General features: G+C 68.8%; 26 protein-coding genes. 13 read left to right on the top strand and 13 right to left on the bottom strand.

What is annotated here, in order from left to right:
- Positions 1-76 precede the first annotated feature (76 nt).
- Together H074_RS18355 and H074_RS41040 are read right to left on the bottom strand one after the other, a co-directional pair.
- Positions 77-1,534 (bottom strand): multicopper oxidase family protein, encoded by a 1,458-nt coding sequence (locus tag H074_RS18355; protein ID WP_007031541.1) that lies wholly within the window; start codon positions 1,532-1,534, stop codon positions 77-79.
- Complete coding sequence (locus tag H074_RS41040; protein WP_007031540.1) at positions 1,531-1,752, bottom strand: DUF2933 domain-containing protein; 222 nt, start codon at positions 1,750-1,752, stop codon at positions 1,531-1,533. Before H074_RS41040 ends, H074_RS18355 begins: the two co-directional genes overlap by 4 nt.
- A 380-nt stretch (positions 1,753-2,132) precedes the next feature.
- Here H074_RS41040 and H074_RS18345 point away from each other — a divergent pair, with 380 nt between their 5' ends.
- The 3 genes from H074_RS18345 to H074_RS18335 all read left to right on the top strand — a co-directional run bounded on the left by H074_RS18345 (position 2,133) and on the right by H074_RS18335 (position 3,959).
- Entirely contained in the window at positions 2,133-2,507 is a 375-nt protein-coding gene (locus tag H074_RS18345; protein ID WP_007031539.1) for a hypothetical protein, read from the top strand.
- 218 nt (positions 2,508-2,725) lie between these two features.
- Positions 2,726-2,869, top strand: a complete 144-nt coding sequence (locus tag H074_RS40760; protein ID WP_161630683.1) for a hypothetical protein — start codon at positions 2,726-2,728, stop codon at positions 2,867-2,869.
- A 631-nt stretch (positions 2,870-3,500) separates the two neighbouring features.
- A complete protein-coding gene (locus H074_RS18335) occupies positions 3,501-3,959 on the top strand; it encodes a DUF6292 family protein (protein WP_007031537.1) in 459 nt (152 codons plus the stop codon).
- A gap of 461 nt (positions 3,960-4,420) precedes the next feature.
- Here the strand turns inward: H074_RS18335 and H074_RS18325 are convergent, their stop codons facing one another.
- A complete protein-coding gene (locus H074_RS18325; RefSeq protein ID WP_007031535.1) occupies positions 4,421-5,764 on the bottom strand; it encodes a nicotinate phosphoribosyltransferase in 1,344 nt (447 codons plus the stop codon).
- Positions 5,765-6,339: 575 nt separating this feature from the next.
- Here H074_RS18325 and H074_RS18320 point away from each other — a divergent pair.
- Positions 6,340-6,960 (top strand): CBS domain-containing protein, encoded by a 621-nt coding sequence (locus H074_RS18320; protein ID WP_039922744.1) that lies wholly within the window; start codon positions 6,340-6,342, stop codon positions 6,958-6,960.
- An 18-nt stretch (positions 6,961-6,978) separates the two neighbouring features.
- Here H074_RS18320 and H074_RS18315 read toward each other — a convergent pair whose 3' ends face one another.
- The 3 genes from H074_RS18315 to H074_RS18305 form a co-directional block, all read right to left on the bottom strand.
- Positions 6,979-8,175, bottom strand: coding sequence for a DUF418 domain-containing protein (locus H074_RS18315; protein WP_007031532.1), 1,197 nt, complete (start codon positions 8,173-8,175; stop codon positions 6,979-6,981).
- Between the two features lie 153 nt (positions 8,176-8,328).
- Positions 8,329-9,012 (bottom strand): TetR/AcrR family transcriptional regulator, encoded by a 684-nt coding sequence (locus H074_RS18310; protein WP_007031531.1) that lies wholly within the window; start codon positions 9,010-9,012, stop codon positions 8,329-8,331.
- Positions 9,013-9,327: 315 nt separating this feature from the next.
- Complete coding sequence (locus tag H074_RS18305) at positions 9,328-9,870, bottom strand: cysteine dioxygenase family protein (RefSeq protein WP_007031530.1); 543 nt, start codon at positions 9,868-9,870, stop codon at positions 9,328-9,330.
- Positions 9,871-9,964: 94 nt separating this feature from the next.
- On the opposite strand from H074_RS18305, the gene H074_RS18300 reads away from it, so the two are divergent.
- On the top strand, positions 9,965-10,834 hold the full coding sequence (locus tag H074_RS18300; protein WP_007031529.1) for a LysR family transcriptional regulator: 870 nt from the start codon (positions 9,965-9,967) through the stop codon (positions 10,832-10,834).
- Between the two features lie 5 nt (positions 10,835-10,839).
- Here H074_RS18300 and H074_RS18295 read toward each other — a convergent pair whose 3' ends face one another.
- Positions 10,840-12,129 (bottom strand): amidase family protein, encoded by a 1,290-nt coding sequence (locus H074_RS18295; protein ID WP_007031528.1) that lies wholly within the window; start codon positions 12,127-12,129, stop codon positions 10,840-10,842.
- Between the two features lie 141 nt (positions 12,130-12,270).
- Between H074_RS18295 and H074_RS18290 the strand changes: the two genes are divergently transcribed.
- Genes H074_RS18290 through H074_RS18275 form a run of 4 tightly spaced genes read left to right on the top strand, consistent with a single transcriptional unit; the run spans position 12,271 to position 17,034 of the window.
- Positions 12,271-13,254 (top strand): ornithine cyclodeaminase, encoded by a 984-nt coding sequence (locus H074_RS18290; protein ID WP_007031527.1) that lies wholly within the window; start codon positions 12,271-12,273, stop codon positions 13,252-13,254.
- Positions 13,245-14,600, top strand: a complete 1,356-nt coding sequence (locus tag H074_RS18285; RefSeq protein ID WP_007031526.1) for a type III PLP-dependent enzyme domain-containing protein — start codon at positions 13,245-13,247, stop codon at positions 14,598-14,600. Before H074_RS18290 ends, H074_RS18285 begins: the two co-directional genes overlap by 10 nt.
- Positions 14,597-15,655: a cysteine synthase family protein gene (locus H074_RS18280; RefSeq protein WP_007031525.1), complete on the top strand. Its 1,059-nt coding sequence runs from the start codon at positions 14,597-14,599 to the stop codon at positions 15,653-15,655. The genes H074_RS18285 and H074_RS18280 overlap by 4 nt, the downstream gene beginning before the upstream one ends.
- A complete protein-coding gene (locus tag H074_RS18275; RefSeq protein WP_007031524.1) occupies positions 15,652-17,034 on the top strand; it encodes an MATE family efflux transporter in 1,383 nt (460 codons plus the stop codon). The genes H074_RS18280 and H074_RS18275 overlap by 4 nt, the downstream gene beginning before the upstream one ends.
- Here the strand turns inward: H074_RS18275 and H074_RS18270 are convergent.
- Positions 17,010-17,975 (bottom strand): NsdA family TPR-like regulatory protein, encoded by a 966-nt coding sequence (locus H074_RS18270; RefSeq protein ID WP_007031523.1) that lies wholly within the window; start codon positions 17,973-17,975, stop codon positions 17,010-17,012. The genes H074_RS18275 and H074_RS18270 overlap by 25 nt on opposite strands.
- 124 nt (positions 17,976-18,099) lie before the next feature.
- On the opposite strand from H074_RS18270, the gene H074_RS18265 reads away from it, so the two are divergent.
- Together H074_RS18265 and katG are read left to right on the top strand one after the other, a co-directional pair.
- Positions 18,100-18,522 (top strand): Fur family transcriptional regulator, encoded by a 423-nt coding sequence (locus tag H074_RS18265; protein WP_007031522.1) that lies wholly within the window; start codon positions 18,100-18,102, stop codon positions 18,520-18,522.
- Between the two features lie 28 nt (positions 18,523-18,550).
- On the top strand, positions 18,551-20,785 hold the full coding sequence (gene katG, locus H074_RS18260; protein WP_007031521.1) for a catalase/peroxidase HPI: 2,235 nt from the start codon (positions 18,551-18,553) through the stop codon (positions 20,783-20,785).
- A 73-nt stretch (positions 20,786-20,858) separates the two neighbouring features.
- On the opposite strand, the gene H074_RS18255 is transcribed toward katG, so the two are convergent.
- Both H074_RS18255 and H074_RS18250 read right to left on the bottom strand, forming a co-directional pair.
- Positions 20,859-21,641: a GAF and ANTAR domain-containing protein gene (locus H074_RS18255; protein ID WP_007031520.1), complete on the bottom strand. Its 783-nt coding sequence runs from the start codon at positions 21,639-21,641 to the stop codon at positions 20,859-20,861.
- 95 nt (positions 21,642-21,736) lie between these two features.
- Positions 21,737-22,114: a VOC family protein gene (locus H074_RS18250; RefSeq protein WP_007031519.1), complete on the bottom strand. Its 378-nt coding sequence runs from the start codon at positions 22,112-22,114 to the stop codon at positions 21,737-21,739.
- Between the two features lie 89 nt (positions 22,115-22,203).
- Here H074_RS18250 and H074_RS18245 point away from each other — a divergent pair, with 89 nt between their 5' ends.
- Positions 22,204-22,755 carry a hemerythrin domain-containing protein gene (locus H074_RS18245; protein ID WP_007031518.1) on the top strand — a complete coding sequence of 184 codons (552 nt, stop codon included), beginning with the start codon at positions 22,204-22,206 and terminating at the stop codon, positions 22,753-22,755.
- 57 nt (positions 22,756-22,812) lie between these two features.
- Positions 22,813-23,202: an STAS domain-containing protein gene (locus H074_RS18240; RefSeq protein ID WP_007031517.1), complete on the top strand. Its 390-nt coding sequence runs from the start codon at positions 22,813-22,815 to the stop codon at positions 23,200-23,202.
- Here H074_RS18240 and H074_RS18235 read toward each other — a convergent pair.
- From H074_RS18235 to H074_RS18225, 3 genes are all read right to left on the bottom strand, one after another.
- A complete protein-coding gene (locus H074_RS18235) occupies positions 23,154-24,596 on the bottom strand; it encodes an aminotransferase class I/II-fold pyridoxal phosphate-dependent enzyme (RefSeq protein ID WP_039922740.1) in 1,443 nt (480 codons plus the stop codon). The two genes, H074_RS18240 and H074_RS18235, sit on opposite strands and share 49 nt — an antisense overlap.
- A gap of 11 nt (positions 24,597-24,607) precedes the next feature.
- On the bottom strand, positions 24,608-24,940 hold the full coding sequence (locus tag H074_RS18230) for a hypothetical protein (protein WP_007031515.1): 333 nt from the start codon (positions 24,938-24,940) through the stop codon (positions 24,608-24,610).
- 71 nt (positions 24,941-25,011) lie between these two features.
- Positions 25,012-25,233, bottom strand: a complete 222-nt coding sequence (locus H074_RS18225; protein WP_007031514.1) for a DUF6480 family protein — start codon at positions 25,231-25,233, stop codon at positions 25,012-25,014.
- Between the last annotated feature and the right edge of the window lie 49 nt (positions 25,234-25,282).

Genomic DNA, 25,282 nt, shown 5'->3' with positions numbered 1-25,282 from the left:
TGGCCACGGCGACGCCGCCTCGGGGCAGGCCGTGCACGACATCGACTTGGGCCCGAGGTGACGGTGGCCCTGCCGGTCAGGTGTGGTAGCCGAGCACGGTCGTCATGCCGGCTTCGGCGTGGTAGGCGTTGTGGCAGTGGATCATCCACTGGCCCGGGTTGTCGGCGTCGAATTCACCGGCGAGGGTCTTGCCAGGCAGGACGATGGCGGTGTCCTTGCGCGGGCCGTGACCGCTCAGCTGAACGGTATGGCCGTGGACGTGCATGGGGTGCCACATCATGGTCGTGTTGGCGAACTCGATGCGGACCCGTTGTCCTTCCTGGATTCGCTCTCGCGTTGTGAGGTCCCCTGCGCGGCCGTCGATGCCCCAGTCGTAGCGCATCATGCCGCCGGTGAGTGCCAGGCGATGCACGACGTCGGGTGGCTTGGCGGGCAAGGCGACCGAGGCGGCGGATTCGAAGTCCGGATAGCCGGCGATGGTGCCGGCCAGCTCTGGCGGCCGGGACTCTGGACCGGGAGGGGCGCCGGCGCCGGTACGCGCGAGCGCGAAGGCGCCGGCGCCCTTGCCTTCGGCCAGCGCCACCACTGGGAACACGCCGTCGCCGAGCGTGGCCAGCACGTCGTAGCGTTCGCCCATGCCGATCAGCAGCGCGTCGGTGTCCACCGGCGTGATCGGGTAACCGTCGGTGTGCGTGACGGTCAAGCGATGGCCGCCCAGCGCGACCCGGAAGGCGGTATCGGCGGCGGCGTTGATGAACCTGATCCGCACCCGCTGGCGAGGTTTTGCGGTGAAAGTCACTGGTGCGGTAGGGATCCGCCCATTGATCAGGTGGTAGGGGTGGGTCACGTCTCCGGCGTGGCCACCGAGCGACCGGTCGCCGGCGTCGTCCGTGCCGTGCATGGACATCCTGTGTCCGGCACTCCGGCGGAGCGCGGCGAAGATGTCGTCGGGAGTGCTGCCGGTGCCGTCGATCCAGTCGTCGAGGACGACCACCCACTCCGTGTCGTAGCGTCCGGGTTCGTCCGGGTCGTCGAGGATGAGTGGCGCGTACAGGCCACGGTCGAGCTGGGTTCCCGTATGCGGGTGGAACCAGTACGTTCCCGGTGCTGGGGCGGTGAACCGGTAGGTGAACTCGGTTCCCCTGGCGATCGGGGGCTGGGTGAGTCCGGGCATGCCGTCCATGTCGTTGCGCAGCGCGACGCCGTGCCAATGGATCGAGGTGTCCGTGGGGAGCCGGTTGATCAGCCGGGCCTCGATCACATCGCCCGCGGTCGCACGGATTTCGCGGCCGGGCAACACGCCGTCGTAGGTCCAGGTGGTGACCACGGGCCCGCCGAGATCGACCTGGCCCGCCATCGCGGTCAGGGTGACCGGCCGGATCCGGCCGGTCACCCGGCGGCCTGCCTCGACCTGCCCGATCCGTCGGTCACCGGGCAGGACGAGCGGGCCGTCGGCGCCGGACGTGGCCGTGCAGGCGGCCAGGACGCTGAGTGCGGTCGCGCCCAGGAACGCACGTCGGCTGATGACGCTCATGACGCGGGCCGGTCGGTGTGACCACTCTGGTGATCGCCGCGATCGCCGGTGTGCCGGCCCGGTCCGCCGTGCCCACCCATCATGAGCAGCATCATCAGCGGGCAGGCCGGCACGAGCAGGCCGAACAGGATCAGCTGCGCCGGTACCCCGGTGAGCATCAGGCCGACGATGAGGATCGCCAACGCGATCGCGTACAGCGGCAGATGTCGACGCTTCATGACGTTGCCTCCTTCCCGGGTGTGGTCCAGGGTCTGCCGCCCGCGCCGGCGCGGTGAGGGCAGCACGTCCCGGATGGGACGCCGAAGGGCCCACGTCCTCAGGCCAGGTCCGGAATCCTGGAATTCCCTGGTCGGTCAAGGACGCGATGGTCCCGGCAGGAAACGACTTCCGACTCTGTAAAGGTACGACCCGCCTTCGGAATGCTGGATCGCGACCACGGACTGGGCATCGTTTAATCGGGATCGCGATCGCGGGTTCCGGCCCTTTCCGGCAGGTGGTCCTCCTGCTCTTCGTAGGCCTTTCGCGCAAGCACACCGATGAGGCGCGAACGCTGGAGAAGCCTCAGGAGCTCCACCGCGCGGCGTAACCGGGAGGAACTGTGAGCAGCGCGTACCCTTCCCCCGCTGACCGGCGTAAGCGGGCTGAACAGGACATCGCCGAACTCGGCGCACACCGCGACAGCCGCCTGCTGTTACGGGTGCGCTGCTCGGCCAACCACCACGTCGCCGCGGTTTACGACACGCCGCATGGCCCGGTTCTCGTCGTCCTGACCGGACCGCACGCACACGGCTCACGCGATTTCGTCGACGTTCCGCACGGCGCCCACGACCGTGGCCGGGAGTACGTGGACAGTCTCGTGGGGAACGGTGGTGACCTGGTCCCTGCCTGGTGCGAATGCGGCACCCGGAGGATCTCCCGGTCCGTTCTGCGCCAGACGATCGCTCGCCACAAGAAGTCGATGATCCTCAACTGACGCCCGACCTGGTCGTACCGGCTCTTGCCCGGTGCCCGAACACCACGCGTGTCGTCCGATCAGGGCGCGAAGAGCACCGCGCGACCGGGCCGGCATGAGGAACGCCGCAACACGCCCTAGGGCCCCGGTCGGATCGACCTTGGTCCCTATCCCCGGCCTTGTGCTCGCACACATGCTGGATTCCCAGAGAAAGTGAGGGTGAAAGGAAAGCATGTGCCATGTCCGCGTTCGGAATGCTCGCCGCACCCGGGCTCGGTGTCCTGACGATCGCGGCGATCGGTGGGCGAGTGCCGGCCCTGGGGCGTGAACTCCGGGCGATCGCGTTCGTGGTGCTCGGCGTCGGGGCACGACCTGCGCGGTGAACATCCGCTACCGGACATGCGAAACCGATCAGAGAGAGGACGCGGGCGCATGAACCTGGTTCCTCTGGCACATTCTGAATGCGTCAAGCTCATCCGAACTCCCGAACGGCGCCGGGAGGCGCTCATTTCGATCAACGGGTGTTCCCCGGTCGCCATGCCTTGCTTCATGGTCGACAACGGGGATCTGCTCTTTTCCAGCGGGGAAGTCCCGGCGATATTCCATGGTGCCGCGTTCCAGCCCGTGACCGTCGAATTCCTGCACATCGACCGCTACGAGCCGGGCGGCTGGACCATCACCGGCACGGGGATCGCGTACCCCATGACGTACTCGAATCACCTCACGAACCTCGCCGTCCGGAAGGCAAGAGCCGGGTCCTTCGAGGACGGCTTGCGAATCCGGATCGCCCGCTTCACCGGTTATCGCACCACGGTCGAGCCGGTCATTCCTCGACAGCGCGACGACGGAGCGACCCCGGTCGAACGGAGTTTCGGTCTGACGTGGGCAGGTGACAAAAGTCCCTCCCCGGAGGGACGAACGCCGACAGCCGGTCACGGCACTTCGACCGTAGCTTCGGGACACTGCCGGAGGCGCCGAAGGCGTGACCGGTAAACGGCCCCGGAACAACGGACGGTGATTCCCCTGCTGACCGATATCGACCGTGAACACGACCTGTTGCGCGCACTGGACGGCTACCTCGCCGCTGTCGGAGCCGCCCTCGGCGTCGGTGAAGAGTCGTGCACAGCGGACGTCGACACACCTGTGTCCGCATACATCGCGCTGGACGGGCGGCTGGCCCGCAACCCCGACCGCGACACCGCGTTGCTGTGGGATGAACGGCACGGATGGTCGTTCGCCATGGAGACGCACTCCGGCGAGGACCTGCTGGTGCTGGCCTATCTCGGAGGTGACCTCGTGCCCACTCCCGGACGGGTCGCCGATTTCGTGGCCGCGATCTGCTCGTTCGAGGGCCCGATCCCCGCCCCGGTACCCCCGGTTTCCCGCAGCGACCCGGACGGCGTGTTGTCCCGCCTGGCCTGCTACCGCCGGGATCGGCCGGCCGATGCCCTGCTCCTGCCCCAGGCGGTCTGACCGTCAGCCGCGGAACGGACGGCCGCGGCGATCATCCGATGCGAGCGTTTCAGGAGGTTCAGGAGTGAGAGGGCGCCGGTGGTCAGGTCCAGCGTTCCGGACGGCAGGGACCAGACCGAAGAACAGCACGTACCCATGGTCAGGAGGACGAACCCGACCCGGAACCGGACGGCCGTCATGACGGGTCCTTCGGTGCCGTACGGCGCTGGGCGTACTTCAGGCGACCTGAGCGGTAGAGACGGGCGCGTTCCCTGGCTGTCCACAAAGGACGTCGCTCTCCGGGGGAGTGTCTGGTTGATGGCTATATGTGCGGTTCCGCCCGGGGGGCGTGAGTGGTAAAGAGCGTTAGAACGCTCTTTACCACTCACGACCCGCACGAAGCCACGCGAAGTGCGCGCCGGCTCGCTGTGGCGAGCCCGCTCCCGCCGCCAACCCCGCCACGCCACCTTTGGTCTTACCTCTCAAGGCAAGGCTCGGTTCCGCCGATCTCGGTCGGTTGTTCCTGTGTCGCGCGCGAGCTTCTCGGTGAGCTGCCGGAGCGCACCGGATCGGACGACTCGTTGTGGTCTCGGGTCACGGAGCCTCGAAGCCGAGGCGGGCAAACGGGCCAGATCCCGGCCGCACCGCTTCTTGGCCGCGGTCAAGGTGTCCGGGGGGCCGATTCGCTTGCCCGCGCGCATGGCGGGGAGCAACAGCTGCTCGTAGCCCTCGCGCGGAGATTCGGTTCTGAGCGCGAGCAAGTCCACATCGCCCCGGTAAACCTGCTTCGCGCCTGGTGTGGTCAGTTTGCCCGGTGACAGTTTCATGACCGGACGTCCCGCGTACTCGACGAGTTTGTACGCGGTGTCGAGGGACGGGGCATCCGCGGACACACCCATCCTGGTCCCGACCCCGTAGACGTCGATGGGCGCTTTCAGCGCGGTCAACCGGGCGAGCGCGTACTCGTCCAGCCCGCCACTCGCCACGATCTGCGCTTGGGGGAACCCGGCGTGATCGAGCATCGTTCTCGCGACTTGGGCGAGTGCCCTGAGATCACCCGAATCGAGCCGGACACCGAGCTTGTCGCCGGGGATCCCGTAGTGCCGCGCGACGTCGATCGCCGCCCGGATACCGGCAACCGTGTCGTAGGTATCCACCAGAAACACGGTGTTCTGCGGGAAATCCTGAGCGAACGCGAGAAAGGCCGCGTTCTCGCTGGGAAACGCCTCGACATACGAATGCGCCATCGTCCCCGCCGCGGTCAGGCCGTATCGCCGGGCCGCGGCGACATGGCTGGTCGCGGTGAAGCCGGCGATCGCGGAGGCCCTCGCCGCGATGAAGGCGGCATCGCGCCCTTGCGTGCGGCGAGCGCCGAAGTCGATCAATCGCGCATCCGCCGCCGCGAGCCGGCACCTGGCGGCCTTGGTGGCCACGGCGGTCGCGAACGTGAGGGAGTTGAGCATCGCGGTTTCGACCAGCTGTGCCTCGGGCAGCGGTGCGGTGATCTCCAGCAGCGGCTCTTCGGCGAGCACGACTCGTCCCTCGGGAACGGCCATGACATCGCCGGTGAACCGTAGGCGGGCCAACGCATCGAAATCCTCGTCCCGCAGATCGGTGGTGGTGCGCAGATAGTCCAATTCGGACTCGTCGAAGTGAAGGTCCTCGAGGAAGGAGAGGCAATCGGCGAGTCCCGCCGCGATCAGGAACCCGCGATCGGCCGGAAGGTCACGGGCGAAGAGACTGAAGGTCGCCGGTGCGGTCATCCCGCGACGCAGATAACTCGCCGCCATCCTGATTTCGTAGAGGTCCGTGTGAGTTCCCGTCATGGCTCGGGTGATTCATGCTCGCATGAACCGGGCCATCACCTTGTCCGGTGTGTCCGGAGAGCCGACCCCGCCACGCCGGACAAGGTGATGGTGATGGCGAGCCCGATGACCAGGTCGATGATCGCCGTGAGCAGCACCATGATCCAGCCAAGCGCCTTCGCGGCATGGTGCCCACAACCGTGCTCCGGTGACCGTGGGCCGGTCCGTTCCGCCGATGCCGTTCTCCATCCGCTGACTGTGCGCGCTGGAATCCCGGATGGGGAGAGCCCGAAGAACCAGCGAGCCGGGACCAACGGCCCGCGGTGCTCCGGCCGGCTGATCCGGCATGCTGCCCTCGACCCTGTTCCGCGCCTGCGGGGACTTTCGTCCTTTCGTGCGGGGCCACCCGGCCGCGCGAACAGGCCCCAGAGGCTTGGGGTGGTGGGACTTCGTCCTCTGCGGTCAGGAGGTCCCGCAAGCCGAGACTGGGAGCGGACCGGGCAGCGGGCCCGAGGGGATCGGCTCGATGCGTGCCTGCGAGGAGCAGCGGGTCTTCGTGGTGTTGCGGGCGGCGGACGTGTGAACGGGGAGAGAACATGCGGGCAAGGGACTTGATGACAAGGCCGGTGGTCACCGTCACCCGGGAGACGACCGCCAAACACGCCGCCGAAGTGCTGGCCGAACACGGGTTCACCGCGTTGCCGGTGGTGGACGAGTACGACTGTCTGGTCGGCATCGTGACCGAGGCGGACCTCATCCGCGACCGGTTCCCGCGGGATATCCGGTACGCGGGCCTGCCGGAGGGCCGGACGGAGCCGGGTGCCACCGTGGCGGCGGTGATGACGGTACCCGCCACCGCGATGAGTGCCGGGGCGGACCTCGCGGAGGTCGGCAGGGCCTTGCTCGACGGGAAGATCCGGGCGATGCCCATTGTGGACGGGGAGCGGGTGGTGGGCATTCTCACTCGCGGAGACTTCGTGCGGGCGTTCGCCCGCGCGGACACCGCGATCGCCGCCAGTGTGCGGCAGCACCTCGCGGTCTACGGCGGCCCTGATCGATGGACCGTCGAGGTCCGCGACGGCGTGTGCCGGATCGGCGATCAGTACGGGAACGAAAGAGACCATCACGTGGCGAAGGTCATCGCGGAAGGGATTCCCGGTGTCGTGGCGGCGGAAGTGAACCGTCAGGAAGACGGCGCCGAGTCTCGTGAGTGGTAAGGATGGTTAGAACCGTCCTCACCACTCACGAGGCCCACGACGGTCCGCCGGCCGTGGTGCGTAGAGGCGGTGCATGAGCAGTTCGAGCGGGCCGCGTTCGAAGCGCCGGAGCCATGCGACGGCGAAGGCGACGTTCACCAGTCCGACGAATCCCCAGAGTCCGACGATCCACCACGGACGGGCGTCCGCGAAACGTTCGGCGAGGCCGAGCCCCCAGCCGTAGCACAGGGCGCCGGCCAGCAAGTTCTGGAGTACGTAACAGGAGAGGGCGGTACGGCCGACCGCGATCAGTCCACTTCGGACGAACCCGGGTTCGCCGCGCATCCGGAGGGTGAGGTGGGTGACCAGGGCGAGCAGGCCCAGTGCGACGAGCGGGGGCAGCAGATACCGGTCGACGAGCAGCCAGTCCGGCCCGCTGAAACCGGTCAGCACGTTCAGGGGCAGGCCGACGGCGAAGCCGAGTATGAGCAGTCGCGCGCGGAGTCGCCCGCCTTTCACCGTGTCGTCGAAAACGCCCGCCCTGCGCAGGCGGGAACCGAGCAGGAACAGGACGACGGCGGAGGGCACGATCAGGACGATCTCCGCTCGCAGCAGCAGAAACTCGTTCAGCCGGACGGCCACCTGCGCGGGCCAGCCGGCTGTCGCGGAGGGATCGACCGGAGCCGGCTCGCCGGAGACTTCCGGCGCGGCTACGAGCGACGCGGTCGCGGCGAGTAGCAGTGCGGCGTACGTGCCGCCCACCACGACGACGACGTTCCGGACGACCCGATCGCTCCGGCCGACGAGGTACGCGACAAGCAGCGAAGTGAGCCCGTAGGCCATGAGCACGTCGCCTTCGAACACCAGCAGGAAATGCGCGACACCTTCCAGGAAGAGGATGCCCGCCCGGAGCGGATACCTGCCAGGCCAGGGGACACCACGCCGCCGGGCGGACTGGTACTGCAACTCCAGGCCCACGCCGAACAGGATCGTGAGCAGGGCGAGGAACTTGCCGTTGGTCAGCACGCGGAGGCCGACTTCGGCTCGCTCGACGAAGCTCGTCGCGGTGCCGACGAAGTCCTGGAAGAAACCCGCGGGCCCGCCGGGATGCGCGAAAAGGAACACGTTCGTGCCGAACGTGCCGAGAATCGCCACCCCCCGGAGCAGGTCGAGAGAGGAAATCCGCCCGCCGCGGGAGTGCCGCGCGGCAGCGACTGCCGACGTCCGGTAGGTCATGTCGTCGAGCCTGTCACCGTCCGCATCCGGCCTCGTCCGTCGTTGGAACGATCTAGCCCTGGTCACTTCGTAGCACACCCGATCGGTGGTGCACTTCATGCTGCACGCACTGCGTGCACAACGGCGGGACGTGGAACCGCGGGCCGAAGCCGCTCAGGCGGAGATATCCGGGTTCCTTCGCGAGGCACTCGCCTCGACCTCGACCTGATCGAGGTGTGCGGCGAGGATGTCCGCGTAGGCGTCTCGACGGTCGGCGCCCAGCGGGAGGAGGTCGCGGGCGAAATGAGCCAGCGTGGGGAATCGTGCCGGGTCGGCCCCGAGGACGGCGACTCGGAACGACTCCATGCCGTGTTCGTGCTCTTCCTCGGCGAGGGTGCTGATGCCGCCGTCGGAGGCGTTCAGCGCGGCCAGGAGTACCGCGATCCGGTGATAGTGGGTGGGAATTCGCTCATCGGGCAGGCCTGATGCCCGCAGTGCCCGGAGGATCGCTTCCATGACGGCGCGCGATCCACTGCCGCTCGAGGCGTGGCGCCCCCAGACGGTGGCGATCTGCGGCTGCCGGGAGAAGACGTCGCGGAGCCGGAACGCGATGTCGGTGATGCACTGTTTCCAGTCGCCTTCGGGATCGAAGCCTTCCATGGCCGTGAGGAGGGCGCGGTCGGCGACGGCGCGCAGGAGTTCGGTCTTGTTCCGGAAATGCCGGTACAGGCTCGAGGAATCGGTGCCGAGCGCCGCAGCGAGCTTGCGCACGCTGAACGCTTCGGCATCGCCGCCCTGCAGGAGTTTTCCCGCCGCGTCGAGGATGTCGTCGCCGGACCAGCGCCGCCGGCCTGTCATCACCGGCACTCCTTCCTGTCGCCGTCAGGGATGCAGTCTACGATCGCACGCACCGAGTGCGACGCCGTAGGCCTGCCGGTTCGAAAGAAAGGGCCAGCTCGTCATGGACGCCTCCTATCGCTTGGAAGCGGGCTCCCCGGCGGTCGGCGACTACCTGCGTCTGCGCCGCGAGGCGGGTCTCACCGAATCGGCGCTCGACCGGAACACCTGATAAAGACCTCGCGGGGTATGTCATTTCACGATGCCCCAAAGAATTGGCCGGTAGATATCGGCATGCGGGCGCAATAGGCGAAATGGACCCAACGTTTACGCCTTTTACCGCGCGGTGGCGCGCATCCGGTAATTGCGGCGCACGCTGGTTCCCTTGCTGAGGTCGGCGCCGTACACGTGCAAAGTGATGGCGACGGTGTCACCGGCGTTGTGCACTTGGTGGATGTCGTCGGGGGGCGCGACACCGCTGACCGAGCCGGCCGGGCGTTGCCGCTGGGCCGTCCGGACCAGCCGGTCACCGTCGATGTCGAAGATGTTCTCGGTCTCGGTTCCTTGAAGGACAAGGAATGTGCACCACACCAGGTGATCGTGGATCTCGGTGAGCTGGCCGGGCCGCCAGACCAGGGCGGTGATCGAGAAGGCGGACTCGGCGTGCAGTGTGGTGCGGGTGTATCCGTCGGCGGACCCCGCGCGTTCCGCCGCGGTGAGGAGTCGCGGGGTCGGCCGGAGTTCGGTGAGAACGGCTGCCACGGCCTGTGCGGTGACAAGGGGTTCGGACGCTCTCCCGGTACATTGGCGAAGTCGTTTTATCAGCTCCGCGAGTCCGGGTCTGACAGCGGTGGCGGGCGGATCGGACGCGACGGCCATTTGTGTTCTCCTTCTCGTCGCTTCCCATCGTGGTCCGTTGTTCGCGCCGCGTCCAATGACGACGTTTTTTCGCTCACATAGGTATTCTTTATCCATGCTGAATCTGGTGCAGCTCACGGTGCTGGCGGCTGTCTCCCGGCACGGTTCGATGACCGCGGCGGCGAAGGAACTGCATTACACGCAACCGGCGGTGAGCCACCATCTCGCGAGGTTGGAAGCCGCGACGGGCGCGAAGCTGGTCCAGCGGATCGGCCGCGGTATCCGGCTCACTCCCGAAGGGGAACTGCTCGCCGCCCGCGCGGCCGAGATCGTCGGCCGGGTCGAAGGCGCCGAGGCCGAACTGGCCGCGCAGGTGGGATTGCGTGCCGGACGGGTCCGGATGGCGGGGTTCCAGTCGATCCTGAGCACCATCGTTCCCGAGGCGGCCGCCGCGCTGGCCCGCGACCATCCCGGACTCGAATTGGGGCTGGTCGACGAACATCCGGGCGAGGCGCTGCGCATGCTGCGGGAAGGGCGGATCGACGTCGCCTTGATCTTCCGGTACGCCGACACTCCGCGTGAGGAGCAGGGGCTCCGGCTGGTGCACCTTCTGGAGGACCCGATCTATCTGCTCACCAGCGAACCGGGGCAGACCATCGCCGATCACCGCGACTCGACCTGGATCGGCGGCTGCGCCCGATGCCAGGACGAACTCGTCACGATCTGCGGGCGGGCCGGGTTCGCTCCGCGTATTTCGCTGGTCAGCGACGACATGGTCGTCATGCAGGCGCTGGTCGCGGCTCGGATGGGCGTCACCACGCTGCCCCGCCTGGCCCTTCGCGCTCACCGGATGCCGGGAGTCCACGCCACCGAACTGGCCGAAGATCCCCGCCAGATCTACGCCGTCACCTACGGCGACCCGCCCGACCCGCCCGCCGCTGCCGCGCTCATCGACGCCCTTCAGACCAGCATCCGAGGGACATAGGCGGTCTAGGCGGTCAGAACCCGTTCGACGGAGGCCCCCACGGCCAGCAGTTTCCGGTCTTCGCCGCTCGCGCCGTCGAGTGCCAGCCCGGCGGGCAGGCCGCCGCGTGCGCGCCCCATCGGGACGGTCAACCCGGGGAAGCCCGCGACACTGCCGGGCTGACAGTTGCGGATGAAGGTCGGGAAGGTCGGCACCGCGCGCCCACGGTGGACGAACTTCTCGACGGCCGAGAAGTCCTGGGCCGTCGCCGGTGTCGTGGGAAAGGCCAGCGCGTCGATGCCGCTCTCGTCGAAGATCTTCGAGTAGGCGTGGCGCAAGGCCGTGCGGGTGGCGAGGGCCGCCTCGTAGACGCCCGGCCCGACGCCCGGCACGACCGACTCGGCGAAGATCGCCCGGACGTCGGCCGCGGCGACCTCGCGAACGAGCCGCTCGAACGAGACCATGGGCACGTACTCGGCCAGGTAGGACCGGAGACCGGTGCCTGCTTCGTGGATCACCAGCGGCATTCCCTGATCGGCGACGTGTTCGGCGAGGGGCGTGTCGTCGATCGGCACCAGGGTGACCCCTGCCGCGCGCAGACGGGTCAGCGCGGCCTCCCACAGTTCTTCGACCTCGCCGGCCAGATCGCCGGTCAAAAAGCCGTGTGGCACGCCCAGTCGGATCGGTGAGATCCCGATCAGGGGCCGAGGCTCTTCTCCCGCGAGGACCGCGTCGAGGAGCGCGAGATCGGTGACCGTGCGAGCGATCGGCCCGGCCGTGTCCCGGGTGCCGCTCAACGGGGTCATGCCATCGGACGGGTAGCGGCCCGTGGTGGGCCGGAAACCGCAGACCCCGTTGAGCGCGGCGGGAATACGCACCGAACCCCCGGTGTCGGTGCCCAGGCCGGCCGGGACGATGCCCGCCGCGACGGCGACCGCGGTCCCGCCGCTGCTTCCCCCGGCGAAGCGGGACGGGTCGCGGGCGTTGCGCACCGGGCCCAGCGGCGTCGTGTCGCAGGTGATGCCGAACGCGAGTTCGTGCATGGACGCCTTGCCGATGACGATGGCGCCCGCGTCGATCAGCCGCCGGACCACACTCGCGTGCTCACGCGGAACGTGGTTCGCGAGCGCCGGGGTGCCCGCGGTGTTCGGCATGCCCGCGACGTGGATGTTGTCCTTGACCACCAGGGGAACACCGGCCAGCGCGCCGGTCCGCTCCGGCGCGCCGTCTTCCGGCGCGAGATGGCTGATCGCGTGGAGATGCCGGGCTTCTTGCGCCCGCGAGCGGCCTTCCGCGGCGCTCCAAGGTCCACTCACAGCCGCAGCTTAGCGTGACAAGTGCCACACTGAACGATAAAGACAATCATTTTCATTAAGCTGCGCCCGAGCCTTCCCCGATCGCGCTCCCGAGATCCGGGACGCGCGTGTCACCCCGCCCACCAGAAAGGTCGATCGTTCATGAACTCCGGCCCCTCGCTGCACATTCTCACGCGCACGGATCTGCACACCCTCGAACTCACGCCGGACGAGGCGATCACCATGGTCGAAGACGGCTACCTGGCCTACGCGTCCGGAGCCTCGCGGAACCCGGCGAAGCTGATGGTGCCGATGCCGGATCCCGCGCGGGACGCCGTCGCGTACTCGATGCTCGGCTACGACGGCTCCCTCGAACAGGCCGCGTTCAAGACGAGCTACCGGCAGGGCAGCACGTCGGCCGAGAAGTACTACACGACGATCACCCTCTACGACGACACCACCGGCCTGCCATTCGCGCTCATGGACTGCCACCGCGTCGGCGCCACCCGCACGCCGGCCAGCACCGCGCTGATCGCGCGTTCCTGCGCCCGGCCGGGTGCGCGATCCGCGCTCATGGTCGGCACCGGCGCGCAGGGGATCCGGACGCTGCCGTACCTGCTCACCGCGCTGCCGGAGCTGGAGCGGCTGCGGTTGTTCGGCACGCATCCCGACGGTCTTCGCGACAGCGTCGCCGCGGTGAAGGAGCGGTTCCCGGACCGCGAGGTCGAACTCGTCGACGACGTGGAGGCCGCGGCGCGCGAGTCCGACATCGTGGTCGCCGCGTCGGGCCGGGCCGCCCACCCGAAGATCCGCCTCGGCTGGCTGCCGCCGGGCGGACTGCTGATCTCGGTCGCCAGCAAGGGCGTCGGAGAGGGCACGCTCGCCGAGGCCGACTACACCGTGGCCACCAGCGGCGCGCAGGTCGAGGTGACCGGGCGGCGGATGGCGGGTCCGGACGGCGTGTTCCGGATCGACGCCGAACTCCCCGAGATCCTCGCCGGTCGAGCGCCGGGCCGTCGCGGCGGCGAAGACCGGGTGTTCGCCTTCAGCAGCGGCATGATCATCACCGACATCCCGGTGGCGCACGCGCTGGCCGCCCGCGCCATCGCCGCGGGCCGCGGCCGCGAGGTGGCACTGTGGACCTGATCGACACCCTCTCCCCGCCCCTGCCCGCGCTCGAACGTCCCTGGGCGCACCGATTGCGTGCCTCGCGGACCCTGTGGGAGATCGCCCGGGGTGTGGGCGGCGGCCCCTTCCACGTGGTCCATCCGGCCACTTTCGCCGAAAACCTCGGGGGAATGGTCGCGGCGCTCGCGGCCGAGCGCGTCGAGGGCACCGTCTACTACGGGAAGAAGGCGAACAAGGCGGCGGCGTGGCTGCGGGAGTGCACCCGTCCCGGCACGGGGGTCGACGTCGCGAGCGTGCCCGAACTGGTGCACGCCCTCGGCAACGGTCTGCGCGGGGAGGCCATCGGGGTCACCGGCGCGGCCAAACCGGACGGCCTCCTCTGGCTCGCCCTGCGGCATCACTGCCTGCTCGCGGTGGACGCGGCCGACGAACTGGAACGCGTCGTACGCCTGGCCGCGGAGCTCGGTGAGACGGCCGAGGTGCTGCTGAGGGTGCGGCCGCCGTCCGCGCCGGAGAGCCGGTTCGGTTTCGCGCCCGACGCGGTGGCGGCGGCCGTGCGGAGGTGCGCCGAGCCGGACGCCCCGGTCGTCCTGCGGGGTTTCTCGTTCCACCTGGACGGCTACGATCCCGTGCCGCGGGCGGAACTGGCCGCGTACCTGATCGATCTGTGCCACGACGCCCGCGCGCTCGGGCATCCCGCGTCGAAGATCAGTATCGGCGGCGGGATCGCCGTGTCCTATGTGGACGCCGATGATTGGGCGCGGTTCGAGTCCGGCAGGCACGACGGCTGGTTCCACGCCGGCCGTAACCCGGACCGGACCTACCCGTATCACCAGGCGCCGACCGGCGCGGCCATGGTGACCGCGATCCTGCGGCACGGGATCGCCGGTAAACCGCTCGCGGAGCGCCTGCGCGCGGCCGGGATCGAGCTGCTGCTCGAACCGGGCCGGGCCCTGGTCGACGGCGCCGGGTTCTCGGTGTTCCCGGTCCTGGGCTGCAAACCGGCCGAAGACCACCTGATCACCACGGTCGCGGGCCTGTCCATGAGCCTGTCCGAACAGTGGAAGGGCAGCGAGTTCCTTCCCGACCCGCTCCTCGTGTGCCGGGAAAGCCAGGGCGGCACGCCGGTGCGCACCATCGTCGCCGGCTCCAGTTGCATGGAGTACGACGTGCTGACCTGGCGTGCGGTGGAACTGCCCGCGCGGCCGGGGACCGGCGACCTGCTCGTGTACCCCAACACGGCCGGCTACCAGATGGACAAGAACGAGAGCGGTTTCCACCAGCTTCCCCTGCCACCGAAGGTGGTGGTCGACGGCGATCGCTGGCATGTCGACACCGACTACCCGATCCAGGAGATCCGATGACGATCGTCCAGCGCGCGTCCGATCTGATCGGGAGCACGCCGCTGCTGGAGCTCGCGCGCACCGGCACCGGCACGCGCCTCCTGCTCAAACTCGACCACCTCAACCCCACAGGCTCGTGCAAGGTGCGCATGGCCAGGCAGATGATCGACGACGCGGAACTCGAAGGACGGCTGCGGCCCGGCGGGCATATCGTCGAGCCCACCTCCGGCAACACCGGGAACGGGCTCGCGCTGGTCGCGCTGGAACGCGGCTACCGGTTCACCGCCGTGGTCGACCACCACGCCGCCCGCGAAAAGCTCCGGATGCTGCGCGCGCTCGGCGCGGAACTGGTGTTCGTCGAATGCCCGCCGGACGGCGGGGTCAGCTCCGTCCAGCGGAGGCGGGTCGCGGCCCGTATCGCCGCGGAAACCGGTGCCTACCATCCCGATCAGCACAACCATCCCGGCAATGGCAACGGCTACACCGGCTTGGCGCGGGAACTGGTCGAGCAGCTCGGTGTCGTCGACGTGCTCGTCGCGGCGATCGGCACCGGCGGCTCCCTGTGCGGCACGGCCCGCGCCCTGCGCGCGGCGGGGGCGGGCACCCACGCGGTCGCGGTCGAACCCGTCGGCTCGATCATCTTCGGTGGCGCGCCGGGGATCTATCACCAGACCGGGGCGGGCAGCCCGGCCGGGTTCCCGATCGGGGACAACGTGGACCGGTCGATGATCGGCGAAGCTCACCGTGTGTCCGACAGCGACGCCTTCGCCGGGGCCCGCGTAGTCGCCCGGCGTACCGGCGTGCTCGTGGGCGGGACCACCGGTGGCGCGATCCATGTCGCGCTCCGGCGGCTCTACTCGTATCCGCCCGGAAGCGTCGTCGTGGTGCTGTGCAACGACGCGGGGGAGAAGTACCTCGACTCGGTCTACGACGACGAATGGCTGCGTGCCAGGGGAGTGCTCGACGAACTGGCCCACCGCCGGATCGACCGCTGGTTCACCACCTACGCGGAGTCCGTGCGAGTGGCCGCGCGCGACAGGACGGTTCGCCGGGTGCCGATGGCGGTGGGCGTATGAGCACGGCGGTGGCGACGCGCGGATACCGGGCGCTCGTCGCGCTGGCCGCGCCGATCGCGGGAATCCAGCTGGCACAAGTGGCGCTCACCAGCGTCGATCTGGCGATGCTCGGCCTGCTCGGCGTGACCGCGGTGGCGGCGGGCGGGCTGGCGATCCTGCTCTACAACCAGATCCGCACCATGTGCGTCGGCATGGTCACCGGCGTCGGGAACCTCGTGGCCACGGCGGCCGGGGAGGGGGAACTCCGCACCGGTACCGGCGAACTCGACGAGCGGGCGCGGGACGAGATCCGGTCGCTCCTGCGGTCCGCGCTGCTCGTCGCGTCCCTGACCGCGGCGATCGGCGCGGCGGTCCTTTGTGGACTGGCGGCCGCTTTGCCGTCGCTCGGCCAGAAGCCGGAGATCGTGTCGCTCGCCAGGGCGATGATGTTCGCGCTGGCGGGTGGGCTGTTCCCCATGGTGTGGCTGAACGTGATGCGCCAGTTCGCCGTCGGGCTGCGGCGTCCGGGTTCCCTCCTCGCCGTGACGTGCGTGTCGATCGCGGTCAACGCCGCTCTCGACGGCGCGTTCGTCTACGGCTGGGCGGGTCTGCCCGAGCTGGGCGTCGCCGGTATCGGCCTGGCGACTACGCTGGTCCAGTTCTTCACGCTCGCCGTGTTCGCCTCGGCCGTCCACCGGGACCCGCGGCTGCGCCCCATGGTGTCGCTCGCGCTCTGGCGCGCGGATCCGGCGGTGGTCCGGCGCATCGTCCGGCACGGGACACCGATCTGTTTCACCTACGGGTCGGAAGCCGCGATCACCTCGATCGCGACGATGCTGATGGGTGCTTTCGGCCCGGCGATGCTCGCCGCGTCGAACGTCGCGAACCAGCTCGCCTACATCGTCTACCAGGCCAACATCGGGCTGTCGCAGGGATCGTCCATCGTGGTCAGTCGCGCGGTCGCCCACGGCGAACGGTGGCGGGCGCCGGTGATCGCCCGTCAGGCGCTCACCCTTTCCTGGTCCTTCATGGCGGTGGTGAGCCTGGCGTATCTGGTGGTACCACAGGTGCTGTTGTGGCCTTTCCTGCACGACGAGGCCGACCCCGTGGTGCTCGGCACCGCGTCGGCCCTGTTGGTGTTCGCCATCGCGCAGCAGTACAGCAAGGGAACGCAGAACATCCTCGTCGGCTTGCTGCGCGGGCTCGGAGACACCGTTTCCGGGCTCCGCTGCACCCTCGTCGGATACTGGGCGGTCGGCGTGCCGGCCATGTTCTTGTGCGCCTACGTGTTCGCTTGGGGCGGCTGGGGTGTCTGGACCGGTCTGTGCCTCGGTTTCGCGGCGACCGCGGTCCTGCTCGGACGGCGTTTCGCCGGTCACGGGCCCGGTTCGGCGCGATAGCCGTCGATCCGGTCGAGCAGGTCGCGGGAGGCGGGGTCGGCCGCGCGTCCGCGCAGAAGTGCCGCCAACGGCGCGAGGCGGTCCTTGGTCCGGGTGGAACCGAGCCCGCGTGCGAGGTCCACCGCCTCGGTACCGGTACGGACGGCTTCGTCGAAATCGCCTTGGAGCGCGTGGTTCTGAGCGAGCATGATCAGGGTGAGCGCCAGGCTGCGGGACATTTCCGCGCCGTAGCCGTCGACGGCGTCGCGTAGCAGCGCGATCGCCTCGTGGCTGTGCCGAGGGGTGACCGTCCGGGCCAGTTCGGTCAGGACGGTCCCTCGCATCGCGGCCATGTCCGTGGTGCCGAAGAAGGCTTCCCAGGGGCGCGCGGCCGTCCAGGTGTCCGCACTCCCGAACTGAAACTCCGCCCCCGCGAGGCTCGCGAGCGCGGCGCCCTCGTCACCGGCCTTGGCCAGTGCCCAAGCCTCGTTGACCGTCAGGATCGCCTGTGCCCGCCGTGAACCGGACCGGCGAGCGGCGGCCTGCCCCCGGCGAAGGTGACTCAGCCCGCCCTCGACGTCGTCATCGTGCAGCGCCAGCCTGCCGAGGCGGTAACAGATGTTGGCCACGAGATTGTCGTTCTCCGCTTCGGTGGCGAGAGCGAGCGCGCGGTCGAACCGGATTCGCGCCGGAATCGGGCGGCCGATGTCGAATTCCGTCCAGCCGAGCAGATTGTGCAGGTCGGCGAGCACGGTCAGCAGCCGTGACCGGAGCGCGCCGGACACCGTGCCCCAATTGAGCAGAAGGCCGGCCTTCTTCACGACGTGCACCGCGTCCCGGGAAAAGGCGCCGCCCTGCCGGTAATCCAGTGCGCGCAGGACATCGACGGCGTTCTCGAGGCACTCGACGTCCTCGGTGCCGATGACGTGGTCCCGCGACTCGTCTTTTCCGGTCGTTGTCATGAACTCACCTCACGCAAGTCATGGCTCGGTCACCGGCTACCCGGACCGGCCCCGCTCGAAACCGCCGTCACTCCCCGGGGACTTGATTTGACCGGCTCCAGAGAGGCTCTTATCGTCCTTGGTGATGTCCGACTTCGAGGCACAGCTGCGGGCGGTCTCGCTGCGCGTGACTCGGCCCCGGCTGGCCGTGCTCGCGGCGCTGCGCGATCATCCGCACGTCGACACCGAAACGGTGATAGCGCTGGTGCGGGCCGACCTTCCCACGGTCTCCCACCAGGCGGTCTACGACGTGCTGCGGGCGCTCACCGAAACCGGTCTTATCCGGCGTATCCAGCCCGCCGGGGCGCTCGCCCGCTACGAGACCCGCGTGGGGGACAACCATCACCATGTCGTGTGCCGTTCCTGCGGTGCGATCGCGGACGTCGATTGCGCCGTCGGCCATGCCCCTTGTCTCACCGCCTCCGGCGATCACGGTTTCGTGATCGACGAGGCGGAGGTCGTCTACTGGGGTCTCTGCCCCGGCTGCGCGGCCGAACCCGTCCAGTGATGAATTCGTCTGCCCGGAAGGAAAGAAATTGAGTGACACCCCGGAGAAGGGCTGCCCGGTGGCCCACGACTCCGTGACCGCGCACGGAAGCGAGAGCGAGAACCCGGCGATCGACTCGCCGACACCGAAGTCGGGAGGCCGCCCCCGCACCAACAAGGACTGGTGGCCCAACCAGCTCGATCTGTCGGTGCTGCACGCCCACTCGTCGAAATCCAATCCGCTCGGCGAGGACTTCAGCTATGCCGAGGAGTTCGCCAAACTCGACGTCGAGGCCCTCAAACAGGACATCGTCGAGGTGCTCACCACCTCGCAGGATTGGTGGCCCGCCGACTTCGGCCACTACGGCGGCCTGATGATCCGGATGAGCTGGCACGCCGCGGGCACCTACCGCATCCACGACGGCCGCGGCGGCGCCGGCGACGGCGGACAGCGGTTCGCCCCGCTCAACAGCTGGCCCGACAACGCCAACCTCGACAAGGCGCGGCGGCTGCTGTGGCCGGTCAAGGAGAAGTACGGCCAGCGGATCTCGTGGGCGGACCTCCTCGTGCTCGCCGGTAACGTCGCGCTGGAATCGATGGGGTTCAAGACCTTCGGCTTCGGCTTCGGCCGCGTGGACACCTGGGAGCCCGAGGAGATCTTCTGGGGCCCGGAAGACACCTGGCTGGGTGACGAGCGCTACGCCAGTGACACCGAGATGGTGCCCGACGTCGGCGCGACCGAGATGGGCCTCATCTACGTCAACCCCGAGGGACCCCGCGGCAACGCGGACCCGGCCGCGGCGGCGCACTTCATCCGCGAGACCTTCGCCCGGATGGCGATGAACGACGAGGAGACCGTCGCGCTCATCGCCGGTGGTCACACCTTCGGCAAGACCCACGGCGCGGGTATCGCCGACGACCACGTCGGCCCGGAGCCCGAAGCCGCCCCGATCGAGGCACAGGGTCTCGGCTGGCTGAGCAGCCACGGCAGCGGCAAGGGCGCCGACGCGATCACCAGCGGTCTCGAGGTGACGTGGACCGACAAGCCGACGCAGTGGAGCAACCGGTTCTTCGAGATCCTCTTCGGCTACGAGTGGGAGCTCACCACGAGCCCCGGCGGCGCCAAGCAGTACGTCGCCAAGGACGCCGAGGCGATCATCCCGGACGCCCACGACCCGGCCAAGAAGCACAAGCCGACCATGCTCACGACGGACTTGGCGCTGCGCGTCGACCCGGAGTACGAGAAGATCTCGCGCCGCTTCCTGGAGAACCCGGACGACTTCGCCCTCGCGTTCGCCAAGGCCTGGTACAAGCTGCTGCATCGCGACATGGGCCCGGTCAGCCGCTTCCTGGGACCGTGGGTGCCCGAGCCGCAGCTGTGGCAGGACCCGGTGCCGGACGTCGACCACGAACTCGTGGGGGACGCCGACATCGCCGCGCTCAAGACGAAGGTGCTCGAGTCCGGTCTCACGGTCGCCCAGCTGGCCGGCACCGCGTGGGCGGCCGCGGCGAGCTTCCGGTCCACCGACAAGCGCGGTGGCGCCAACGGTGCCCGGATCCGCCTGGAACCCCAGCGCGACTGGGAGGTCAACCAGCCCGAGCAGCTCGCGAGCGTTCTGGAGACCCTCGAAGGTATCCGGCGCGAGTTCAACGACGCCGGTGGCGCCAAGATCTCGCTGGCCGACCTGATCGTGCTGGCGGGCTCCGCCGCCGTCGAGAAGGCCGCGCGCGACGCCGGCACCGAGGTGACCGTGGAGTTCCACCCGGGTCGCACCGATGCCACGCAGGAGGACACCGACGTCGAGTCGTTCGCGCTGCTCGAACCGCGCGCCGACGGGTTCCGCAACTACCTGCGTCCCGGGGAGAAGCTGCAGCCGGAGGTCCTGCTCGTCGAGCGCGCCTACATGCTCGACCTGACCGCGCCGGAGATGACCGTCCTCGTCGGCGGCCTGCGCTCGCTCGGGATCAACACCGGCGACACCCGGCACGGCGTCCTCACCGACCGGCCCGGCGTGCTCACCAACGACTTTTTCACCAACCTTCTCTCGCCGGGCACCCGGTGGAAGGTGTCGGAGTCCGAGGAGAACGTCTACGAGATCCGCGACGCCGCCACGGACGCGGTGAAGTGGACGGCCACCGCAGTCGACCTCGTGTTCGGCTCGAACTCCCAGCTTCGGGCGCTCTCCGAGGTCTACGCGGGCCAGGGCGCGCGCGAGCGGTTCGCCGCCGACTTCGCCAAGGCCTGGACCAAGGTCATGGAGCTCGATCGGTTCGACCTCGCCTGACGCTGGGCCGCGCCGTTGTACGTGAAGGCCCCCTTCATTGCGCTAGACGCAGTGAAGGGGGCCTTCACGTACTTCACAGGTCGTCGAGCTCCCTGTGCCGGGTGGCGAGGGTGCGCGCGACTTCGGCGAGTTTGACGTTGAGGTCTTGGGAGGTGCGGCGCAGCAGATCGAAGGCCTCGTCCGCGGTCAGGCCGCGTCGTTGCATGAGGATCCCTTTCGCCTGCCCGATGACGTCACGCGATTCGACGGCCCGCCGGAGATGGCTCGTCTCCAGCTCCGCCCGGCTCACGGCACTGGTGGCGGCCAGTGCGAGTGAGCCGTGAGTGGCCAGCAGCAACGCGGTGTCCTGAGCGACGACATCGAGGGCGCCGGGGCGGCGGCTGTAGATGTTCAGCGCCCCGGGCAGCCTCGGTGGAGCCGCGTCGGGCACCAGCACGGTGGACAGGATCGCGGTGAAGCCGTGGCGTGTGGCGGCCTGGCTGAAGTCCGGCCACCGCTTCTCCGTAGCCAGATCGTCGCTGCGGACGTGACCGGGACTTCCGCTGTCGGCGGCGTCGACGCAGGGCCCGGTGCCGGCGCGGTACTGCACCTGGTCGAGCTCGTGCGCCACCTCGCCGGTCGAGATGGGGGTGTGGAAGGTCCCGTCCGGGGCCCGGAGGGTGACCGACACCAGATCCGCGCCCGGTACCACCCGGTACGCCGCGGCGACGACCTGTTCGAGGACCTGGGCCGGCGTCGAGGCGGCGAGAAGCCGGCGCGTGAGTTCGACGAACTGCTCGGCCAGCGGTCCGGCCGAGGGGGTCTCACCGGAGCCGAATTCGGCCTTGTCGCGCTGCCACAGTCGTTCGTCCGTCATGAGTGACCATCCCAGTCGGGTTCGGTGTTCCTCATCGGATACCCTGCGGCGAAGTCCCCCAATCGACGGTTCGTTGAGTCCTCTGTGGACAGTCCTCAGGGGCCGACCCGCTTGCGAAGGAGGCAGAAGACGTTTCCTTCGGGGTCGGCGAGTACACGCCACGACTCTTCCCCGGTCTGGCCGACGTCGGCGGGGCGCGCCCCGGCGGCGAGCAACCGTTCCAGTTCCGCGTCCTGATCGCGGTCGGTGGGGTTCACGTCGATGTGCAAGGGGAGTTTGCCGGGCTTCGGATCGTCGCTGCGGCTCAGGATCAAAGTGGGTTGCGGGCCGCCGAACCCGGTTTCGGGCGGGCCGATTTCGATGTCGTCGCCTTCTTTGCCGATCTCGACGTACCCGAGTACTTCGCACCAGAACTCCGCCATCCGGACCGGATCGGCGCAGTCGAGGATGAGTTCGGTGATACGGCAGGCCATACGGCGAGGATAGCCCGGCTTCGAGGAATGAATCGGCTTGGATCGGGTATCCGGTGGCGTCGAGTTGATCCCCAACCGAGGAGGCGGCCGTGGCGGGCGACGTCGTGGACTTGATCATGCAGGACCATCGCGAGGTGGAGCGCCTTTTCGGCGAACTCGAGCGGCATCCGGAGAAACGACCGCTGCTCGTCCCGGTGCTCTCGGCGCTGCTCACCGCGCACAGCCGGGCCGAGGAGGCCGAGGTGTACCCGGCCGCCAAGGGCGAGGCGGACGAGGCCGAGGGCGTGGCGCACGGTCAGAAGGAACATGCCGAAGCCGAGCAACTGCTCGCGAAGCTGAACGACATCGAACCCGAGTCGAAGCAGTTCGACAAGGTGCTCTCCGATCTCGTCGAGGCCGTCACGCATCACGTGAAGGAAGAGGAATCCACCGTCCTGCCGAAGATGCGGCGCGAACTGAACGAAGCGCGGCGTCGCGAGCTGGGCGAGGCGTTCGTGAACAGCCGGACTTCGCACCTCGGCGACCGGCCCGGTGAGGCCACCAGGCAAGAACTGCTGACCCAGGCGCGCAACGCGGGGGTGACGGGTGCTTCGAAGATGGACAAGGACGAGATCGCGCGCGAGGTGGCCCAGTCGTCCTGAGCGGACCGGCCCACCGCGACGGTTGCGGTCCTGGCCACGTCCTCTTACCGTCGATGGATGGCGATCGATACCGAAGCCGGGCAGGCCGCTCCTCTCGTCGTGGTCGAGGCGGCCCGCTCGGAAGACGCGATCACCGTCGAGGTGGCGGGCGATATCGACATCTCGACCAGTCCCCGGCTCCGGGCCGAGCTTTTCAGACTGCTGGAGGACGGTCCCGGTGTCGCGGTGATCGACCTGACCGGTGTCGGTTTCTGCGATTCCTCCGGCCTTTCCGTGCTGGTGCAGCTGAATCGTCACTGCGAGGAGTCCGGGATCGACCTGGGTTTCGCCCCCTCCAAGGTGGTGCACCGCGCCATCGAGCTCACCGGCCTGCTGCCGACACTGAAAATGGCCGGCACTCAGGCGACGACGCGGACCGTGCCCAACTCGGGATCCGCGGCGTCGTAGATGAACATGCCCGTCCGGACGCCGGTGAGCAGGTAGTCGATGATCGCGCCGGTGAACACTTCGCCGGGAGCGATCGCCGGAACTCCCGGCGGATAGGGGCTGATCATCTCCGCGCTGACGCGTCCCTCGGCCTTGTCCAGCGGCACATGCTCGGCGTCGGCGAAGAACGCGTCGCGGGGCAGCATCCGCATCTCCAGCGTCAGTTCGGCCCCGGAGGGCAGGTCGACCGGCGGCCGTCGCTCGAAGTCGTGGTCGACCAGCCCTCGCAAACCGCGCAACAGAGCGGAAACCGTGTCTTCGTCGTCGGCGTGGGTGATCTGCACCGCGATCCGCCGGTGATCGGACAGACCGGTGTGCAGATGGCCTTCGGCGAGCCGGTCGGCCGCCTGGTAACCGGTGATGCCCAGTCCGGCGACGTCGATCACGATCTTGAGCGGATCGTGTTCGAAGGCCAATGGGTGGAACTCCTCCGCCGGCGCGTGCAGACCGGGAATGCCTTCGATCTCCTCGCGTACGCGGGCGGCCAGCGTCAGCGCCTTGCCCAGCAGTTCTTCGCCGTGCTCGACCATCTGCCTGCGCCAGCCGTCGAGGGAAGCGAACAGCAGGGCGGACGTGCTCGTGGTTCCGAGAAGGTCCTCCCTTGCCTTGAGCACGTCCGGTGAGACCCGGTCGCCTCGCAGGTGGAACACCGAGGCCTGTTCCAGCCCGCCGCCCATCTTGTGCGTGCTCGTGACGCACAGATCGGCTTCGCCGTCCATCGCCCAGGTCGGCAGGTCGTCGTGGAACGGGTAGTGCGCGCCCCACGCCTCGTCGACGATCAGCGGCTTGCCCGCGTCATGGCAGGCACGGGCGACGCCGCGGATGTCCGCGCAGGTGCCGTAGTCGGTCGGCGTGATCAGCAACATGCCTTTGACCTCGGGAGCGTCCGCCAGCGCGGCCTTGGTCTCTTCCGGGCCGGGAGGATGCGCCAAATGGTGTTCCTCGTCGTATCGGGGGCGGACCCAGACCGGATGCACACCACTGATCACCAGTCCGGCGACGACCGATTTGTGGGCGTTGCGGGACACCAGGAGCCGCTCGCCGGGGCCGGCGACGGCGAGCATGGCGCTCTTGACCGAAAGCGAACTTCCGCAGGTGGAGAAGAAAGTGTGGTCCGCGTCCACCGCGTCGGCCATCAGTTCCTGCGCCTGGCTGAGGATGCCTCGCGACATCCTGCGGTCGTCCAGGCCGTTGAGGGTGAGCAGATCCGACGCGAAAGCGTCGCGGCCGAGCAGGTCGAGCACCCGCGGATCCGCGCCACGCCCCTGTTTGTGACCCGGTGGGGTGAAGGCCAGCCCGCCCGCGCGGCGGTAGGCCTCGATGGCTTCCAGCACCGGTGCGCGCGAGTGATCCATCCTGACTCCGATCAGCGGCCGAGGGCGTTCTGCAATTCCTTCTTGGTCATGCCGGAACGGCCTTTGATATTGCGCTTCTTCGCCTCGTTGTAGAGCTGGTCCTTGGTCGGCCCTCCGGGACCCTTCCGGTTGCCGGACCGTTGGCCACCGCGCTTCTGCGGTGAGGTGTCCTTGGTCGAGCTCTTGCTCGCCGTCTCGGATTCACCGGTTCGTGCGCGGTTCTTGTTGACCGTGCGCGCCGCGATCTCCTCGGCGCGGCCGGTGCTCGCGCCGCGTTTCTTCTGAGAGGACTTGATGTGCTCGTACTGACGTTCGCGTTTGTCGCTCCAGCTCTGTTCAGGCACGGTTCCTCCTTCGTCGTGAGCTGCGGATACCCCTCCGGCCCACCGGCGAATCGCGAGGTCACCCGTCCAGGTCAAAGCAGGTCGAGCGCGCGCAGGACGAAGAAACCGGCCACGACCAGTACCAGGACACCGATCACGACGAGCGTGACGATTCCCGGACCCCGCGAAGGGATCGGCTGAGGATGCGAAAGCCCGGAGGTCTGCCCCGCGTCGGGCGGAACGTCCCCGGGCGGTACGGAACCGCCCGGCTCCAGGCCAGGGGCGTCTTCGGGTTCGGGTCCTGGTGCGGTCATGACTTCAACGCTGACACATCGGCGACGGCCCGGCAGCCCGGCCGGGCCG

It is taken from the genome of Amycolatopsis decaplanina DSM 44594 (genome assembly GCF_000342005.1).
In the GTDB taxonomy this organism is placed as follows: domain Bacteria; phylum Actinomycetota; class Actinomycetes; order Mycobacteriales; family Pseudonocardiaceae; genus Amycolatopsis; species Amycolatopsis decaplanina.
This window is presented reverse-complemented; position numbering and strand designations above follow the sequence as displayed.